Origin of the sequence: Nocardiopsis sp. B62 (assembly GCF_018070675.1) — a bacterium.
Classification (GTDB): Bacteria; Actinomycetota; Actinomycetes; order Streptosporangiales; family Streptosporangiaceae; genus Nocardiopsis; species Nocardiopsis prasina.
The window spans coordinates 26,998-44,386 of record NZ_JAGPXK010000037.1 but is presented as its reverse complement, the minus strand read 5'-3'; the positions used below and the strand labels follow the sequence as shown (position 1 = coordinate 44,386).

General features: G+C 71.1%; 15 protein-coding genes. 6 read left to right on the top strand and 9 right to left on the bottom strand.

Annotation, left to right across the window (positions count from 1 at the left end; all coding sequences use genetic code 11):
* Window positions 1-50: 50 nt before the first annotated feature.
* Complete coding sequence (locus KBX21_RS24635; RefSeq protein ID WP_049565557.1) at window positions 51-1,859, bottom strand: long-chain fatty acid--CoA ligase; 1,809 nt, start codon at window positions 1,857-1,859, stop codon at window positions 51-53.
* A 570-nt stretch (window positions 1,860-2,429) separates the two neighbouring features.
* Here KBX21_RS24635 and KBX21_RS24630 point away from each other — a divergent pair.
* Together KBX21_RS24630 and KBX21_RS24625 are read left to right on the top strand one after the other, a co-directional pair.
* Window positions 2,430-2,948 carry a hypothetical protein gene (locus tag KBX21_RS24630; RefSeq protein WP_210843991.1) on the top strand — a complete coding sequence of 173 codons (519 nt, stop codon included), beginning with the start codon at window positions 2,430-2,432 and terminating at the stop codon, window positions 2,946-2,948.
* 145 nt (window positions 2,949-3,093) lie between these two features.
* Window positions 3,094-4,041 carry an ROK family glucokinase gene (locus tag KBX21_RS24625; RefSeq protein WP_049565549.1) on the top strand — a complete coding sequence of 316 codons (948 nt, stop codon included), beginning with the start codon at window positions 3,094-3,096 and terminating at the stop codon, window positions 4,039-4,041.
* 93 nt (window positions 4,042-4,134) lie between these two features.
* Here the strand turns inward: KBX21_RS24625 and KBX21_RS24620 are convergent, their stop codons facing one another.
* Window positions 4,135-4,998 carry a 1-acyl-sn-glycerol-3-phosphate acyltransferase gene (locus KBX21_RS24620; RefSeq protein WP_049565546.1) on the bottom strand — a complete coding sequence of 288 codons (864 nt, stop codon included), beginning with the start codon at window positions 4,996-4,998 and terminating at the stop codon, window positions 4,135-4,137.
* Between the two features lie 416 nt (window positions 4,999-5,414).
* Between KBX21_RS24620 and KBX21_RS24615 the strand changes: the two genes are divergently transcribed.
* The 3 genes from KBX21_RS24615 (at window position 5,415) to macS (ending at window position 8,275) form a co-directional block, all read left to right on the top strand.
* The gene (locus tag KBX21_RS24615) at window positions 5,415-6,212 is read left to right on the top strand and encodes a carboxylesterase (protein ID WP_210843989.1); all 798 of its coding nucleotides are present in this window, start codon (window positions 5,415-5,417) and stop codon (window positions 6,210-6,212) included.
* Window positions 6,209-7,123, top strand: coding sequence for a hypothetical protein (locus tag KBX21_RS24610; RefSeq protein WP_210843987.1), 915 nt, complete (start codon window positions 6,209-6,211; stop codon window positions 7,121-7,123). The genes KBX21_RS24615 and KBX21_RS24610 overlap by 4 nt, the downstream gene beginning before the upstream one ends.
* Before the next feature lie 72 nt (window positions 7,124-7,195).
* Window positions 7,196-8,275: a MacS family sensor histidine kinase gene (macS, locus tag KBX21_RS24605; protein WP_210843985.1), complete on the top strand. Its 1,080-nt coding sequence runs from the start codon at window positions 7,196-7,198 to the stop codon at window positions 8,273-8,275.
* 22 nt (window positions 8,276-8,297) lie between these two features.
* On the opposite strand, the gene KBX21_RS24600 is transcribed toward macS, so the two are convergent.
* Window positions 8,298-8,936: a molybdopterin-dependent oxidoreductase gene (locus tag KBX21_RS24600; RefSeq protein WP_199776437.1), complete on the bottom strand. Its 639-nt coding sequence runs from the start codon at window positions 8,934-8,936 to the stop codon at window positions 8,298-8,300.
* Between the two features lie 367 nt (window positions 8,937-9,303).
* Between KBX21_RS24600 and aroF the strand changes: the two genes are divergently transcribed.
* Window positions 9,304-10,350, top strand: a complete 1,047-nt coding sequence (aroF, locus tag KBX21_RS24595) for a 3-deoxy-7-phosphoheptulonate synthase (protein WP_049565537.1) — start codon at window positions 9,304-9,306, stop codon at window positions 10,348-10,350.
* Window positions 10,351-10,458: 108 nt separating this feature from the next.
* Here aroF and thiI read toward each other — a convergent pair whose 3' ends face one another.
* The 6 genes from thiI to thiS form a co-directional block, all read right to left on the bottom strand.
* Window positions 10,459-11,751 carry a tRNA uracil 4-sulfurtransferase ThiI gene (gene thiI, locus KBX21_RS24590; RefSeq protein WP_210843983.1) on the bottom strand — a complete coding sequence of 431 codons (1,293 nt, stop codon included), beginning with the start codon at window positions 11,749-11,751 and terminating at the stop codon, window positions 10,459-10,461.
* Window positions 11,752-11,928: 177 nt separating this feature from the next.
* The gene (locus tag KBX21_RS24585) at window positions 11,929-12,954 is read right to left on the bottom strand and encodes a 6-phosphofructokinase (protein WP_017546543.1); all 1,026 of its coding nucleotides are present in this window, start codon (window positions 12,952-12,954) and stop codon (window positions 11,929-11,931) included.
* A gap of 152 nt (window positions 12,955-13,106) precedes the next feature.
* Window positions 13,107-13,772, bottom strand: a complete 666-nt coding sequence (locus KBX21_RS24580; protein ID WP_210843980.1) for a response regulator transcription factor — start codon at window positions 13,770-13,772, stop codon at window positions 13,107-13,109.
* Window positions 13,773-14,021: 249 nt separating this feature from the next.
* Window positions 14,022-16,001 carry a Stk1 family PASTA domain-containing Ser/Thr kinase gene (gene pknB / locus KBX21_RS24575; protein ID WP_049565530.1) on the bottom strand — a complete coding sequence of 660 codons (1,980 nt, stop codon included), beginning with the start codon at window positions 15,999-16,001 and terminating at the stop codon, window positions 14,022-14,024.
* Window positions 16,002-16,370: 369 nt separating this feature from the next.
* Window positions 16,371-17,171, bottom strand: coding sequence for a thiazole synthase (locus tag KBX21_RS24570; RefSeq protein WP_210843977.1), 801 nt, complete (start codon window positions 17,169-17,171; stop codon window positions 16,371-16,373).
* 3 nt (window positions 17,172-17,174) lie between these two features.
* On the bottom strand, window positions 17,175-17,387 hold the full coding sequence (gene thiS, locus KBX21_RS24565) for a sulfur carrier protein ThiS (RefSeq protein ID WP_210843975.1): 213 nt from the start codon (window positions 17,385-17,387) through the stop codon (window positions 17,175-17,177).
* Between the last annotated feature and the right edge of the window lie 2 nt (window positions 17,388-17,389).

The following is a 17,389-nucleotide window of genomic DNA, read 5'->3' as shown; positions in this document are numbered from 1 at the left end:
GGCCGACCGCCCGTGGCGGTCGGCCCCCTCAGTCATGGGGAGCGTCGGGCTCAGCCCGCGTAGATGTCGTCGATCTCCTTGCTCCACTGCTTGCTGACGACGTGGCGCTTGACCTTCAGGGAGGCGGTCATCTGGCCGTCCTCCTCGGTGAAGTCGCTGGGCAGGATCCTGAACTTCTTGATGCCCTCGGCCTTGGAGACCGCGTTGTTGGCGTCGTCCACGGCCCCCTGGATGGCCGCGATGAGGTCGGCGTCACCGGTCAGGTCGGCGATCTCGCCCGTCTTGTTGTTCGAGGTCTTCCACAGCTCGAAGGACTCGGGGTCGATCGTGACCAGGGCCGCGATGAACTTGCGGTTGTCACCGACCACCATGCACTGGCTGACCAGGGCGTGAGAGCGGATGCGGTCCTCCAGGACGGCCGGGGCGACGTTCTTGCCGCCCGCCGTCACGATGATCTCCTTCTTGCGGCCGGTGATGCTGAGGAAGCCGTCCGCGTCGAGGGAGCCGAGGTCGCCGGTGCGGTAGAAGCCGTCCTCGTACGCCTCCTTGGTGGCCTTCTCGTTCTGCCAGTAGCCGACCATGATGTGGTCGCCCTTGAGCAGGATCTCGCCGTCGTCCGCGATGCGCACGGTCGTGCCGGGCATGGGCTGGCCGACGGTCCCGATCTTGTTGAAGCCGGGGCTGTTGACCGAGGTCGGGGCGGTGGTCTCGGTGAGGCCGTAGCCCTCGACGATGGTCAGGCCGACGCCGCGGAAGAAGTGCCCGAGACGGTCGCCGAGGGCGGAGCCGCCGGAGACCGCGTAGTTGGCCTCGCCGCCGAGGCGGGCGGTGATCTTCCCGTAGACCAGCTTCTTGAACAGACCGTGCTTGAGCTTGAGGGTGAAGGGCACGTTCCCCGTGGCCAGCGCCTTGCTGTACTCGATGGCGGTGTCGGCGGCGGCGTTGAAGATCTTGCCCTTGCCCTCGCCCTCGGCCTTCTGCTGGGCCTTGGTGAAGACCTTCTCGAAGACGCGGGGGACCGCGAGGAGGAACGTGGGCCTGAAGACCGAGAACTGGTCGATCAGGTCCGGGCCGGTGCTGGGGTAGTGGCCCAGCACGGCCTTGCCCTCGATGACCATGACCTGGACGAAGCGCGCGAAGACGTGCGCCAGGGGGAGGAAGAGCAGAGTGGAGGGAACGCCCTCGTGGTCCAGGATGATCGGCTTGGCCGGGCCCTCGAGCGCGGAGCGGGCGATGAAGAGGAAGTTGCGGTGGGTGAGCTCGCAACCCTTGGGGCGGCCGGTGGTGCCGGAGGTGTAGATGAGGGTGGCGAGGTCGTCGGCGCCCACCGCGGTGCGGCGGGTCTCGAGGTCCTCGTCGGAGACGTCGGTACCGGTGGCGGTGAGGGTCGTGAGGTCGTCGCCGTCGAACCGCCACAGGTGGGCCAGCTCGGGGGTGGTGGCCCGGATGCCCTCGACGCGCTTGGCGTGGTCCTCGGTCTCCACGAACGCGGCCTTGGCGCCGGAGTCGGAGAGGATCCACTCGATCTGCTCGGCGGAGGAGGTCTCGTAGATGGGTACGGTGACGGCGCCGACCGACCAGACCGCGTAGTCGACCGCGGTCCACTCGTAGCGGGTGCGCGACATGAGGGCGACGCGGTCGCCCTGCCCGATGCCCGCGTGGATCAGGGCCTTGGCGTATCCGACGATGTCGCCGTGCAGCTGCTCGACGGTCACGTCGCGCCACTGGCCGGCCCCGGCCTCCTCCTGACGGCGGGCGGCGACGGCGTTCGGCTCGCTGGCCGCGCGCGCAAAGAGCGTGTCGGTCAGCCGCGCGTCATCGGAGATCTCAGCCTTCGCGGGAGAGCTGTATTCGCGCACGTGATGCTCCTGGACGTGTACGGGTTCTGGGTGGTGGGGACGTGACGACCGTAACAACACCATCCTACTCGTGAGTAGAACAGGTTGCCGTTCGGTATCCAACGGTGATCCTGGCCCGACGCGTCTCGCGGGGCGAACACGCTGCTCGTCGTGTGTCCACCGGCGGTCGCACGTGGTCGGGTCGGCCTTCTCCTGTGATGTTGTCGGCGTGGTCGTGGCCGCCGGGGAGCGGGTCGCCCCCTGTCGGTCCGTCCGGGAACGCGCAGGTCAAGCGGGTGATCCCGGTTGCTGCTCGCGCGGAGCCGAGACTATCGCGCGCCGCGTTCTTCGTGCACATCCGGTGAGGTTCGCGTCGTTTCCGCCTAAAGCGGACGGGTGTCCGTTTCAGGCGCCGTTCCCAGGGCGCGGTCCCTCCTCCCGGTCTCCGTAACGCGACGGACCCCCGGGGTCATCCCCGGTCAGGCCCCCGGGGGTCCCTGGCTCTTCCCTGAACCTCCCCGGCCGTGCCTGTCGGCGCCGGGTCGGGGCGGTTAACGTGATGCCAGACGCACCTACAGGAGGCTCACGGACATGACCGACAACAACACCGGGCGCTCGGAGCGGTCGGGCGGCGGACGTCCCGACAACCCCGACCTCGTCGACGACGCGCTGCGCCTGGTCGACACCCTCCAGCGCAGGCTCCTGGTCGCCGGGGTCAAACGCGGCGTCAGCGCCGTCACCAACCCCCCTGCCAAGGGTGATGTGTGGGAGGAGGCGATCCGCGTGGAGACGCAGGAGCAGCGCCCCCCGCTGGAGGAGTTCGTCGAGATCGTGCGCAGGAGCGCGCCGGAGGTCGCCGGGCACCTCGGGCGGGCCGGTCTGTCCTTCGCGGACGCCGTGGGGCGCACCTGGGGGGTCGTGGAGCGCTCCTTCGAGCAGGGGCGGGAGGAGGCCGCCCGGGCGCGCGAGGAGCAGGAGGATCGTGATCGCGAGGACCGCGAGCGGGACGCGCGTGCCCGCCGTGACTCGCCGGAGGGTCCGGAGGGGGATTCCCGGCCTGGTGGGCAGGCCGAGGGAGGTGCGGATCCGCAGGTCACAGCGGGGGATTAGGGCAAAGAGGACAGCGGTCGCTCTCGGGGTGTGCCCCGCCGTCCGAGCCTGGTTTAATCGAATGGTTTACACCATTTGAAAACCATCTGCCATGAACCTTGAGACTTATGTCAGAGTTCGGGCGTAAGTAGAAGGAGCTGCCCCCATGCTGACCATTGGCGTAGACATCGGCGGAACCAAGGTCGCCGCCGGCGTCGTCGACCACGACGGGCAGATCCTGGACAAGGTCAAGTACCCCACCCCGGCCAACGACCCGCGCGCCCTGGCCGAGGTCGTGGGCCGGGCCGTGCGGGAGCTCCGCGAGCGCCGACCCGAACGCGGGGTCAGCGCGGTGGGCGTGGGCGTGGCCGGGTTCGTGGACGAGGACCGCGCCACCGTCCAGATCGCCGTCAACCTCGGTCTGCACGACGAACCCCTCAAGGAACGCGTGCAGCGGCACGTCGACCTCCCCGTGGTCATCGAGAACGACGCCAACGCCGCCGCCTGGGCCGAGGCCCGGTTCGGAGCGGGGCGCGGCAGCGACCACATCGTCTGCGTGACCCTTGGCACGGGGATCGGTGGCGGCCTCGTCCTCGGCGGCGCCCTGCACCGGGGCCGCCACGGCGTCGCCGCCGAGGTCGGCCACTACCGGATGGTCCCGCACGGCCGCCGCTGCGCCTGTGGGAACCACGGCTGCTGGGAGCAGTACGCCAGTGGCCGCGCGCTGGTGGCCGAGGGACAGGACCTGGCCCGCACGGACCCCGAGAGGGGCGAGCGCATGCTCAAGCTCGCGGACGGCCACGTGGAGCGGATCGAGGGCGAGGTCATCACCCGCGCCGCGATGGAGGGCGACCCGGCCGCGCTGGAGTGCTTCCGGATCGTGGGGGACTGGGCCGGGCTCGGCCTGGCCGACCTCGCCGCGATCCTGGACCCCGAGTGCTTCGTGCTCGGTGGCGGGGTCTCCGACGCGGGGGACATCATCCTCGACCCGGTGCGCTCCTCGTTCGCGCGGCACGTCTCCGGACGTCCCGACCGCCGTCTGGCCGAGGTGCGCGTCGCCGAGCTCGGCGGCGAGGCGGGCATCGTCGGCGCGGGCGACCTCGCCCGGCACTGAGCGACCGCGTCGAGCACCGCGCCCAGCCGACGTGAAGGGGGCGGTCACCGGGAATCCCGGTGACCGCCCCCTCGTGTCCTGTGCGGTGCGACGCTACGCGTCGTCGTCCCGCTTCCCCTCGGCCTGCTCGGCGTCGGCCCGCTCCGCGGCCTTCCGGGCGCGCTTCTCCTCGCGAGCGGCCTCCTTGCGGGCCTTGCGGTCGGTCCGGCGCTCGGCGCGGCGGGTCCGGCGCTCGTCCTTGGCACTGGCCTGCTGCTCGCGCCGGGCCTCCTTCTCCTCGGCCTCGATCTCGGCCTTGACCGCCTGCGCGTAACGGTCCACGTACTCCTGGCCGGAGAGTTCCATGAGCGCGTACATGATCTCGTCGGTGATCGCCCGCAGGACCCGCTGGTCCTTCTCCATCCCGTGGTAGCGGGAGAAGTCGAGCGGCTTGCCGAAGACCACCTTGGGGCGCACACCCAGCTTGGGAACGGTGCGGCCGGGAGGCATGATCTTCTCCAGGTTGATCATCGCCATCGGCACGACCGGGGCCTTCGCCTCCAGGGCCAGACGGGCCACACCGGTGCGACCCCGGTACAGCTTCCCGTCGGGGGAGCGGGTGCCCTCGGGGTAGATGCCGAGCAGCTCCCCGCGCTTGAGCACGCGCAGGCCGGTGCGCAGGGCCGCCTCACTCGCCTTGCCGCCGGAACGGTCGATCGGGATCTGCCCGACACCGGTGAAGAACGCCCGGCTGACGAATCCCTTCACGCCGGTGCCGGTGAAGTACTCGGACTTCGCGAGGAAGGTGATCCTGCGCGGGAGCGGCAGCGGACCGAAGAAGTGGTCGGAGAACGACAGGTGGTTGCTGACCATGATGGCCGGACCGCGCCGCGGCACGTTCTCCACGCCCTCCGCGCGGGGTTGCCACAACACGGCCAGAACCGGCCCCAGGATCGCTTTGACCACCCAGTAGAACATCGCTTCAGATCACCCCTGCACACGCGGGGAGCACTGGGCAGGGCCTGCCACGTCTCACTGTCCCGCTCGGCTGACATTGTCCGGAAGGCCCCCACCGCGGACACGGGGAGGCTGACGAGCGCCATCTTCCCACCACGTGCGGGTCTCCACCAAAAGCGTCCAGAACGGACCCATACCGTTCTTCGCGGGTCAGGAGCAGAACGCGCCGCGGGGCACTGTCGAGGATACTCACGACCGGTGGGGGTCTCACGGCAGGTCCGCCCCGGGACACCCGGGAACACGCCGGGCGCTCCCGGGGTTCGGGCAGGAGAACGCTACCGTTCACTCGATGACAAACGCTCACCCGAGCGACTAGCCTCACGGCTGGGGCCGCCGTCCCGACCGGTTCCCCGCCGAACGATCCCGGGAGCAGATCTGTGAGACCGACCAGCGCCATCCCCCTCATCCCGGGGGCGGACCCCTACAGCCACACGGGTTCGGGCGTCGGAGTCCTGCTCTGCCACGGGTTCACCGGGTCGCCGTACTCGATGCGCCCCTGGGCCGAGTACCTGGCGCGGGCGGGACTCACGGTGGAACTCCCGCGCCTGCCCGGGCACGGCACCACCTGGCAGGACATGGCCACCACCACCAGCGACGACTGGTACGCGGAGGTGGAGGCGGCCCTGCTCGACCTCGCGCACAGATGCGACGAGGTCCACGTCATGGGCCTGTCCATGGGTGGCGCGCTCACCCTGCGCCTGGCCCAGGAACACCCCGACATCGTCCGGGGGGTGGTCGTGGTCAACCCCTCCCTGACCGTGGAGGACCACAGGCTCCCGATCATCGCCCCGATCCGCCACCTCGCCGCCCGCCTGATGCCCTCCACTCCGGGCCTGTCCAGCGACGTCGCGCTGGAGACCGCCACCGAGGGCGGGTACGACCGGGTGCCCACCGCGGCCGCCGCGACACTCCCGAAGCTGTGGCGCGCGGTTCAGGACGGCATGTCCGGTTTGCGGGCGCCTGTTCTGGCCTACCGGAGCCCCCAGGACCACGTCGTCGGACCGGACAGTCTGCGTATCCTCGCTAAGAGGGCGGTCAACACCCGGCTGACGATCCACCTGCTCCACGACAGTTACCACGTCGCGACTCTCGACCACGACGCCGCCACCATCTTCGAAGGAAGCCTCGCGTTCGTGCGCGAGCGCAGTAGAAGCGGGGAAGGAACCGACCGATGACGCAACGTCGGGGCAACGGCCTGCTCGCCGACGCCTACGTTCCGCTGATCCTTCTCGCGCCCTCCCACGCGGACCTCATGCTGGAGGCGCTCCGGCGCAGCGGGATCGCCGCCTACGCGGTCCCCTTGGCGGAGGACGTCCTGGAGCCGACCGGCGGCCAGGTCGAGGACCCACCCACCGACCACCTCTACGTCGACGCCGAGGAACGCGGCGCCGCGGAACGGGTGCTCGGCTCCGAACTGCCCGACCTGAGCGAGAACGCAGCCGGGCCCGACCTGCTGGCCCCGCGCGCCGAGGTCAGACCCGAGGCCGAGGGCGAGGAGGCCCAGGAGGCCTCCGCCGGGCACGAGGGCAACGACGCACCCGTCGGCGGCGACCTCCTGGACGGCCCCCCGGCCAACGCCGAAGCCGAGGCCTCCCGGGCGCGCGCCAACGACGAGGACGACGTCTGGAACGATCTGGTCGCCCGCTTCTACGACGACTCCGAGGGTTCCAGCGAACAGCGGGACCGGGTCGCCTGGCCCGACGTCGAGAACCTCAGCGCCCCCGACGAGCACCAGACGCGGCTCGGGGACATTCTCGCCAACCTGCCCAGGGACTCGGGCGAGGACGACGAGGAGTCCCGCGAGGAGGACCGCCGCCGGGCCGAGGCGGAACTGGAGGGCCACTACGAGCCCCCGCCCCCGCCGCCCCTGCTCCAGGGCGACCGGGTGGGCATCGCCGCCTGGTTCGGACTCCTGGGTGGTCCGGTGCTGCTGTTCGGCGCCGCCTTCATGGGCATCGCGCTACCCAACTGGGTCATGTTCCTGGCCGTCGCGGCCTTCCTGACCAGCTTCGTCGTGCTCATCCTGCGCATGACCGACTCCAGGCCGCCCGGTGACAACGGTCCCGACAACGGGGCGGTGGTCTGACCCCTGGGCTTCGACGTCCCCCTCTGGCGCGCCTTCGCCCTCTTCCGCGCCGTCGCCCTGGTCTACGCCCTGGTGCCGCTCGCCCAGCACCACGAGTACCTGACCAGGCCCTGGCTCGCGTGGGCGGTGCTGGTCGTCATGGCCTGCTGGACCGTGGTGACGACCTACGCCTACGCCCACCCGGCCTGGCGGACGTCGCGCCTGCTGGTCGCCGACCTCGCCGTGGCCTTCGGCTGCATGTTCGCCACCGGTCTGGCGGCCACGCCCCACTACCTCACCCAGGCGCCCCCGCTGAGCTCCTACTGGTTCGCCGGGGCCGCGCTGTCGGCCAGCGTCATCTGGGGTCGCCGAGGCGCGGCCACGGTCGCCCTGGCCTACGGCTTCGCCGACATCACCCTGCGTGTGCTGATGGACGCCAAGATCACCGCCGCCACCGTGCGCGGGGTGGCACTGCTCCTGCTGGCCTGCCTGGCCGTGGGCTACATGGCACGGGTCGCCGAGCAGGCCGAGCGGCGCTTCGCCCAGGCGGTGACCCTGGAGGCGCGCATCCGCGAACGCGAGCAGCTCGCCCGTTCCATCCACGACTCGGTCCTCCAGGTCCTGGCCCTGGTGCGCCGTCGAGGCGACGAGATCGGTGGCCAGGCCGCCGAACTGGGCCGGATGGCCGGTGAGCAGGAGGTGCGGCTGCGGTCCCTGCTCACCGACGGACTGGACGCGGCGGCGTCGGTGCCGACCGAGCCCGGGGCCGAGGCGGCCCCGGACTCCCCGGCGGACCTCAGGGAGGCGCTGCGCCGCCTGGAGTCCGTGCGGGTCTCGGTGTCGGCCCCGGCCACCCCGGTGCTCCTGCCAGGGAACACCGCGGCCGAACTCGCCGCCGCCGTGGCCGCCGCGCTGGACAACGTGGAACGGCACTGCCCGCCCGGGACCCGGGTGTGGGTCCTGCTGGAGGACGAGGGGCACGCGGTCACCGTGACCGTGCGCGACGACGGCCCCGGCATCGAGCCCGGGCGTCTGGAGCGGGCCCGCGCGGACGGCCGCCTCGGGGTCGCCCAGTCGGTCGTCGGCCGGGTCCGCGATCTGGGCGGCACCACCGAGCTGTACTCGGAGCCCGGTGAGGGCACCGAGATCGAGATGTCCGTCCCCCGCGACTGAACCCCCGGGGGCGGGCGCGGCGTCAGCGGAGCGGCGGCCCGTCCCCGGGTTCCTCCTGGTGGGAGAAGCGTTCCTCGTTCCAGGGGTCGGCCCTGTTGTGGTAGCCGCGCTCCTCCCAGAACCCGCGGCGGTCACCCACCATGTACTCCACGGACCGCAGCCACTTCACGCTCTTCCACCCGTACAGGTGCGGCACCACCAGGCGCACGGGGAACCCGTGTTCGGGGGCCAGCGCCACGCCGTCGCGGTGCGTGGCGAGCAGCACCCCGTCGTCAAGGAAGTCGTCCACCCGCAGGTTGGCGCTGTAGCCGTACTCGCCCCACGCCATCACGTGCGTGACCTCCGGTGACGGCGGGGCCAGCCGGACGAGGTCGGTGGCCAGGAGTCCGCCCCAGGGAACCTCGGGCACGGTGAACCGCATCACGCAGTGGAAGTCGCGGACCACGTCCGTGCGGGGCAGGCCGCCGAACTCCTTCCAGGTCCACCGGTAGGTGCCCAGGGACTCGGTCGCGCCGAACACGCGGAAGTCCCACCGCTCCGGTCGGAAGGTGGGCACCCGGCCGTAGTGCAGGGGCCTGTGCTCGTGGCGCACCGCCTGGCCCGGCGGCAGTCGCGGTCGATGCTCCGCGCCCGTGCCCCCGGCCTCCTCGCCCTCGGACAACCCGTCCTCCCGTCCCTTCGATCCGGCCCCGCGGGCCCTGGTACGTCCCCCCGCGCAGGGGTGGACGACGGCGTCCTGTCATCCTGCCAGGCCTCGGCGAGAGCCACGTCACTCCCCCCGGTTGTGTGGGGGAGCGCTCACCTTGCGCTATAGTCACTGCCATGCAGCAGAACTTTTGGCGCTTTTATGGCTACCGGCCCATCTCCCCGGTCGCCTGTAAAGCCCTGCGCTGACACAGACGACTTCCCAGGAGCCCCGGGCCGGTAACGGCCCGGGGCTCCTTTGTTTTCGCCCGGGGTCGAAGCCCCCGGCTTCGGCGCGACAACCGCGCGGCTCAGCCACCCAACCGACACACAGGGAAAACCACATGGTCATCGTTATGGCGCCGGGCGCCACCGCCGACAACATCGACGCCCTCGTCGAGCTGGTCACCTCCGCCGGAGGCGAGGCGTACGTGACACGCGGCGTCAGCCGCACCATCATCGGCCTGGTCGGCAACGTCGAGCGCTTCCAGGACCTCGGTCTGGCCGCCAAGCCCGGTGTGAGCGAGGTGCTGCGCATCTCGGCGCCGTACAAGCTCGTCAGCCGCGAGAACCACGACAGCCGCACCGTGGTCAGCGTCCGCGGCGTGCCGATCGGCGGCGACAACATGACGGTCATCGCGGGCCCCTGCGCCGTCGAGACCCCCGAGCAGACCCTCGAAGCGGCCCTCATGGCCAGGGCCGCGGGGGCCGCACTCCTGCGCGGCGGCGCCTACAAGCCCCGCACCTCCCCGTACGCCTTCCAGGGGCTGGGCGAGGAGGGCCTGAAGATCCTCGCCGACGTGCGTGAGAAGACCGGCATGCCCATCGTCACCGAGGTCGTGGACGCCGCCGACGTCCCGCTGGTCGCCTCCTACGCGGACATGCTCCAGGTCGGCACCCGCAACATGCAGAACTTCGCCCTCCTCCAGGCGGTCGGTGACGCAGGGAAGCCGGTCCTGCTCAAGCGCGGCATGAGCGCCACCATCGAGGAGTGGTTGATGGCCGCCGAGTACATCGCCCAGCGCGGCAACCTCGACATCGTCCTGTGCGAGCGCGGCATCCGCACCTTCGAGAAGGCCACCCGCAACACGCTGGACATCAGCGCCGTCCCGGTCGCGCAGGGGCTGACCCACCTCCCGGTGATCGTCGACCCGTCGCACTCCGGAGGCAAGCGCGACCTGGTACTCCCGCTCTCCCGCGCGGCCATCGCGATCGGCGCCGACGGCGTGATCGTGGACGTGCACCCGAGCCCGGAGACCGCGCTGTGCGACGGTCCGCAGGCGCTGCTGGAGGAGGACCTGCCCCAGCTCCGCGACCTGGCGGGCACCCTGGCCACCCTGAGCGGCCGCACCCTCACCCCGGCGCCCGCGCGCGAGCTCGCCGACAGGTGAACGCGGTCCCCTGAGGCTTCGGCCCCGGGGTGAGACGACGGTGCCCCGGACGCTCACGAGCGTCCGGGGCACGTACCGTCCACGGACCCGGAGCGGGCCCGACCGGTCCTACACGGCCGAGGTGACGGCCTTGGCGGCGGAGGGGGCGACCTGGGCGGGCGCGGCCTCACCCAGGAAGCTGGGGCGGTGCAGCTGCGCGGTGGTCACCAGGTGCTCGGCCAGCTCCTCGGCGTCCAGACGCTTCTCGATCTGGCGCAGGTCGGGGATCTTGGCGGCCGTCTCCACCTGGCGCGGGGTCAGCATCGTGCAGCAGTCCTCGTCGGGCAGCTCCGAGATGGCCAGCGTGCCGATCCGGCGGGCCTGGTCCATGATCTCGGTCTTGTCCATGCCGATGAGCGGCCGCAGGATCGGCAGGTCCACCGCGTCGTCCAGGGCGGTCAGGTTGGTCATCGTCTGGCTGGAGACCTGGCCCAGAGCGTCACCCGTGATCAGGCACTCCGCCTTGAGGTCGTCGGCCAGCGCCTCGGCGGTCTTGAGCATCAGCCGCCGCTGGGCCACGATCTGGAGCCGCTCGATGCCGGAGCTCTTCAGCTGCTGCTGGGCCTTGCCGAACGGCACCACGAACAGGCGCGAACCCACCTGGTAGCGGTCCAGCTGGCGGACCAGGCTGTAGGCCTTGTAGATGGACTCGGGCCCGGTGAAGGGCATCCCGGAGAAGTGCAGGAAGTCCACCTTGAGCCCGCGCCGGATCATCCGGTGGGCCGCGACGGGGGAGTCGATGCCGCCGGACATCAGTACGAGGCCGCGCCCGCTCATCCCGGCGGGCAGCCCGCCCTGGCCGGGGATGCCGTCGGTGAAGACGAACGCCTCGTCCTTGTCGACCTCGACGTACAGGGTGTTGTCGGGCCGCTTGAGGTTCACCTTGTAGCCGTGCGCCTCGATGATCCTGGATCCGAGGTACCCGGCCAGGTCGCCGGAGTTCATCTCGAAGCGCTTGTCGCGGCGACGGGCGCGCACCGCGAAGGTGCCCTCGCGGCCCGCCATGGAGCGCACACCGATGTCGACGATGGCGTCCAGGTCCTTGGCCACGCGGCGCACCAGGTGCACCCAGACCACGCCCATGACGTTGGCCATGCGGTCGGCGATCTCCGCGATCTCCAGGTCGGAGGCGCCGGGCTTGCGCACGATGATCACGCCCGCGCCGCGCTGGGAGAGGCGGATGTCGCCCAGGTCGCGCACGGAGGAGCGGATGTTGTTGTGCAGGCGGCGCTCGAACAGCTTGCGGTTGGAGCCCTTGAGAACGATCTCGCCGAGCTTCATGAGCACGCAGAGCTCGCCGAGCCCGGCGTCGGCTCCGACCTCGGTTACGGGGAGCGGCGCGGACTCAAGCGACGCGGACATGGTGCTACCTCCGGAGGGTGATACCTGGGGTGGGCGATGGAACGATGCCTTCCAGTATCGAACAATCCCCGGACCGCTCGGTCCATTCCCCGTGTACACGGCATCCGGGTGAGACCCCGGACACGGCCGGGCCCCTCCCTGACGTGGGAGGGGCCCGGCACACGCTATGGTCACGCCCTAGCCGAAGAAGACCTCGGCCTCTTCGTAGCGCTCCGCGGGCACGGTCTTGAGGGTGTCGGTGGCCTCGGCCAGGTCCACCCGCACGATGTCGGTGCCCTGGAGGCCGACCATCTTGCCGAAGGACTTGTCGTGCACGGCCTCGATGGCGTTCACGCCCAGGCGGGTGGCGAGCACCCGGTCGAAGGCGGTGGGGGTGCCGCCGCGCTGGACGTGGCCCAGCACGACCGAACGGGCCTCCTTGCCGGTGCGCCGCTCGATCTCCTCGGCGAGCGTCTGGCCGATCCCGCCCAGGCGCACGTGGCCGAAGGCGTCCGTCTCGCCGGTGGCCAGCTCCAGCTGACCCTCCTTGGCGTGGGCGCCCTCGGCGACCACGATGATGGGCGCGTACTGGGTCTCGAAACGGCTCTCGACGTGCTTGACGACCACGTCCATGTCGAAGGGGCGCTCGGGGATGAGGATGACGTTGGCACCCGCGGCCATGCCCGAGTGCAGGGCGATCCATCCGGCGTGGCGGCCCATGACCTCCACGACCAGGGCGCGGTGGTGCGACTCCGCCGTGGTGTGCAGGCGGTCGATCGCCTCCATGGCGATGTTGACCGCGGTGTCGAACCCGAACGTGTAGTCCGTGGCGTTGAGGTCGTTGTCGATGGTCTTGGGCACGCCCACCACGTTGACGCCGCGGTCGTGCAGCTGGCGAGCCACACCCAGGGTGTCCTCGCCGCCGATGGCCACCAGCGCGTCAACGCCCAGACCGGCCATGTTGTCCTTGACCCGCTCGACACCGCCCTCGATCTTCATGAGGTTGGTGCGGGAGGAACCCAGGATCGTGCCGCCCCGGGGAAGGATGCCGCGCACGGCGGAGACGTCCAGGGGCATGGTGTCGCCCTCCAGAGGGCCGCGCCAGCCGTCCCGGAAGCCGACGAACTCGTATCCGTAGTCCTTGATGCCCTTACGGACCACGGCGCGGATGACCGCGTTCAGACCAGGGCAGTCTCCACCGCCGGTCAGCACCCCGACTCGCATACGACTTCTCCTCGACGTTGGTGGGTGTTCCGGGCGCTGGGCGCCCTATGGTCTAGACCATAGTGGGCGGGGGTAGCCCAGGCCAACCCCGCCCGGAGAACACCATCCGAAACCCCGCGTTACGGCCGCCGTCGGAGGGAGTCTTCACGGAGTCATTCGTCCAGGCCCCGGTCGATGGCGTAGCGCACCAGCTCCACCCGGTTGTGCAGGTGGAGCTTGGTCAGGGTGTTCTGGACATGGTTCTGGACCGTGCGGTGGGAGATGGTGAGACGGCGGGCGATCTGCTTGTAGGCCAGTCCCTTGGCCACCAGTCTCAGCACCTCGGTCTCCCGGGGTGTCAGCTCGGGTGCCCGCTCCCGGCCGTCGTCGGAGCGGTCGTCCTCGGCCGACAACCGCCGGTACTCGCCGAGTACCAGTCCGGCCAGTCCCGGCGTGTACACGGCCTCGCCGGTGTGCACCCGGCGGACGGCGTCGAGGAGCTCCTCCCGCCCGGCCGACTTCACGAGGTAGCCGGTGGCACCGGCCTTGACCGCCGCCAGCACGTCGTCACTCTCGCCGCTGGCCGAGAGCACCAGCACCTGCGGCGGCTCGGGCAGCGCCACCAGCGCCGCGGTCAGCTCCACCCCGTTGGTGTCGGGCAGGTGCAGGTCCACCACGGCCAGGGTGGGCCGGACAGCCGGGGCGATCCGCAGGGCCTTGGCGCCGTCGCCCGCCGTCCCCACCACCTGGAGCCCGGCCTCGGCCAGGTCCCGCGCCACCGCGTCACGCCACATGGGGTGGTCGTCCACGACCATCACCCGGATCTCGTCACCGCTCATGCGGCCGACACTACTAGGGCGTGTTCGGCGGGCACACGCCCTGCTACAGGTCGCCCCAGCGGCACTTACACTGCGTTCTCCAGTCGACAGCCAAACCCGGGCTGACTCCTTCTTCGGCCTTGCGCCAGCACCACTGGACGCACCGCTCGCGACGGGCAGCACCCACCGAACACGCCCTGACCGCCGCCCCCTCCCGGACAGGGAAGGGGCGGCGGTCATCCGGGCGGCGCGCGGTGGCGCGGAGTCCGGTCAGTCGTCGTCGTCCTCGTCGAGGTCGCCCAGGTCGATCCCGCCGGGAGTGGCGGTGAGCTTGATCTTGGTGCCCTCCGGCGCGCTGCCGGTGTGCGACTGGTGCGCCACCACGCGGCCGCCGAAGATCCGTTCGACCTCGACCTCGAACCCGGCCTCCTCCAGCTCCTTGCGGGCGTCGCGGACGGAGTCGCCGACCACGTCCGGGATGTCGACCTCGGGCGGGCCGCTGGAGACGGTCAGCGTCACGCTGGCCCCGGGGCCGACGTTGGTGCCGGTGTCGGGGGACTGGCTGATCACCAGGCCCTCGTCGATGTTCTCGCTCTCCTCCTCCACGATCTCGGCAGTCAGGCCGAGGTCGCTGAGGGTCTTCTCGGCGTCCTCGCGCTTCTCCCCGGCCAGGCTCGGAACGGGGATACCGCTGCTGACGGTGATGGTCACCGTCCCCTCCCGGTCCGCCTCCGCCCCGGCCTCGGGGCTGGTGGCCAGCACCTCGCCGGGGGCGTTGTCCGGGGAGTCCTGCTCCTCCTGGACGACGCTCTCGTCGTCGAAGCCGAGGTCCTCCATGGCCTTGAGCGCGTTGGCGACGTCGTCGCCAACGAGGTCGGGCATGGACACGTTCTGCGGGCCCTTGGACAGGAACACCGTCACCGTGTCACCCGGGGAGAGGCGGTCGTCCACCTCCGGATCGGTATCGCCGACCTCACCGGCGGCGGCGTCGTCGCTGTACACCGTGTCGTCGGACAGATCGACCACCAGACCGGCCCCGCGGATCTGCTCGCTGGCGGCCTCGGGGGACAGCCCGATCACGTCGGGGACGGACTCGTAGCGGCCGAGCAGGAACCACCAGCCCGCCACACCCACGACCAGGGCCGTCACGAGCGCCCCGACCACCAGGAGACGGTTGCGCGAGAACCACGACCCGCCCCTCACGGGGTAGTCGTCGTAACCGTCGTCGTCGTAGTCGTCCCGGCCCAGGTCGGCGCCGTTCATGTCCACGACCATGGTGGCGTTCTCGGTACCCGGACCTGCGCCGCCCGCGATCAGCTGGGGCGCGGTCATGGTGGCGGCCGAGTTGGCCTGCGGGGCCACGGGGGCCAACGGCGCGGCCGGAGCCGAGCCGGTGTCCGGCAGGGTGCGCAGGACCTCCAGGACCTTGGCCAGGTACTGGCCCGCGTTGCTCGGACGGTACCGGGGGTCGCGCTCGGTGGCCTTGGTGACCAGGCCGTCGACCTCGGGCGGCAGGTTCGGCAGGAAGTGCGAGGGACGCGGGACGTCCTCGGTCACGTGCTGGTAGGCGATCGCGATCGGCGTCTCACCGGTGTGCGGCTGGCCGCCGGTCAGCAGTTCGTAGAGCATGATCCCGGCGGCGTAGACGTCGCTGCGCGCGTCGGCGGTGCCCTTCTCGATCTGCTCGGGCGCCAGGTAGGCGGCGGTGCCCATGAGCGTGCCGGTACGGGTCAACCCCTGGTTGGACTGCTCCACCGCGCGGGCCAGACCGAAGTCGGCCACCTTGACCCGGCCGTCCTTGCTGATGAGGACGTTCTCGGGCTTGACGTCGCGGTGCACCATGCCGGCCTGGTGGGCGGCGCCGAGCGCGGCCAGCACCGAGGCCATGAAGTTCAGGGCCTGCTGCGGGCCCAGCCGACCGTGCTCCTTGAGGAGGTCGCGCAGGGTCTGGCCCGGGACGTACTCCATGGCCAGGAAGACGTGTCCCTGGTCCTCACCCTGGTCGAAGACCTGCACGACGTTGGGATGCGAGAGCTTGGCGACCGAGTGGGCCTCGTTGATGAAGCGCTGGACGAAGGTCGGGTCCTGGGCCAGGGAGGGGTGCATGACCTTGAGTGCCAGCCGTCGGTCCAGCCTCAGGTCGTGGGCGACGTAGACCGTCGCCATGCCGCCACCGGCGATCCTTGACTCGACGAAGTAGCGACGGTCCAGCGTCGCGCCTACAAGCGGGTCGGAAGTCGTCATGTCCACGGCGGGATTGTGTCCTTGCTGCGGGGAGCGCGGGCGTTCGCTGCCGGTGGCGCGTACCCGACACCTGGTGTCGATCCGACACGATAGCGGAAGCCGGTGTCAGGTTTGCCCCGCGGTTCACGGTCGCGGCGGCCCTCGTGTCCACCGTCGTGGAGCCGACCGGAGCCGGTTCGGGGCGTTCGCGCCTGGGCGGTATGTGGGTGCGGTGCCGCCGCGCGGCACGCACACCCCTCCCACGGTAGGGGACGGCACCAAACCCGGTTTTCACGGTGTGTTCGAGTGTCGTGACCCCATGTCCAGGGTGGTGTGTCCGCGCAGGCGGCGGCCCCGGCCCCCGGCCCCCACCGTGGCGGTGTCCTCTGGGGACGCTCAGACCACGTCGGGGCTGGACGCCCTGGCGTGGCGCCGGACCGGGATGCGTCCGGCCAGCCGGGCGCCGCGTCCGGCGCGCACGGCGTCGCGCATCGCCGTGGCCATCCGGACCGGCTCCCGGGCGCGTGTCACGGCCGTGGCCAACAACACGGCGTCACAGCCCAGCTCCATCGCCAGGGCGGCGTCGCTGGCCGTGCCGATGCCCGCGTCGACGATCACCGGGACGTCGGCCTGCTCGACGATCAGCTCCAGGTTGTGCGGGTTGCGGATGCCCAGACCGGAACCGATCGGCGCGGCCAGCGGCATCACGGCCGCGCAGCCCAGCTGCTCCAGGCGACGCGCCAGCACCGGGTCGTCGTTGGTGTAGGGCAGCACGGTGAAGCCGTCGTCGACCAGCGCCTCCGCGGCGTCCAGCAGTTCCACCGGGTCGGGCAGGAGGGTGTGCTCGTCGGCGACCACCTCCAGCTTCACCCAGTCGGTGCCCAGCGCCTCGCGGCCGAGCTTCGCCGTGCGCACGGCGTCCACGGCGGTGAAGCACCCGGCGGTGTTGGGCAGCGGGCGGATGCCGTTGCGGTCCAGGACGTCCCACACCGACCCCTGGGTGCCCGGGCTGATCCGGCGCATCGCCACGGTGGTGAGTTCGGTCCCCGACGCCAGGAGCGCCTCCTCCAGGACCTCCAGGGAGGGCGCCCCGCCGGTACCGGTGATGAGGCGGGAGCCGAAGGAGACCCCCGCGATGACGAGCGGGTCCTCCGGGGCGCTTTCCGCGACGGTCACGGACTCGTGCGTCTGTGTCATGGTTCAGCCTCCCTGTACGGCGGTGAGGACGTCCACGCGGTCGCCCGCGCGGAGCGCGGTGTCCGTCCAGGCAGTGCGGCGCACCACCTCGTCGTTGACCGCGACGGCGATCCCCCCGGGGACGGCGCCGTCCCCGGCGTCGGTGAGCGCGCGCACGACCCCGTCCACGGTGGTCGCCGCGCTGTCCTGGGCCTGTCCGTTGATGATCAGTTCCACTG